The sequence below is a fragment of the Allobosea sp. 05T439 genome (assembly GCF_056396005.1).
Map to the genome: position 1 here is coordinate 1 of NZ_JBFTKP010000132.1, position 650 is coordinate 650.

At 68.5% G+C, this 650-nt stretch carries 1 protein-coding gene; it reads left to right on the forward strand.

The window, feature by feature from the left end:
* Positions 1-650, forward strand: a 650-nt coding sequence (locus tag AC1DIO_RS35395; protein WP_476854955.1) for a calcium-binding protein, incomplete at both ends; no start/stop codon positions are given.

Consider the following 650-nt stretch of genomic DNA (forward strand, 5'->3'; position numbering starts at 1 on the left):
ATACCGGTGGCGGCAATGACAGCGTCCTCGTGGTCGGCAACCTGACCCCCTCGGATCTGCGCTTCAACACCATCACGGTGAACTCCGGCACAGGTGACGACACGGTCGACGTGACGGCTCTCGAATCGGCCCACCACGTCGTGCTCAATACGGGCGGCGGCTCCGACCATCTGGTTGGCATGCGTGCCCAGGATGAAATGCACGTGACCGGACCAGCTGCCGCCGGCGGATCGACTGGCGGGGGCGGCAGTAATGGTGGTGGTTCCGGAAACGGGAGCGGCAGCGGCTCGGGCAATGAGACCGAGAACGGCGGCGGCAACAGCTCCGGCAGCGAGACGGAGAATGGCGGCGGCAGCGGTTCCGGCAACGAGACCGAGAACGGCGGTGGCGGCACCGGCAATGAGACCGGGAACGGCGGCGGCGGGAGTTGCGGCACCGGCACCGAGACCGGCAATGGTGGCGGAACCGGCCAGACAACGCAGCCGGACGCCGGACTGGTTTTGGTCGGTACGCCCGATGCGGACGTGTTGCTCGGGGCGGCTGGGGCGGACAACCTGATCGGCCAGGGCGGCGACGATGTCCTGATCGGAGCGGGCGGCAACGACACGATCTCGGCCGGCGACGGCAACGACTTCGTCGATGCCGGGGAG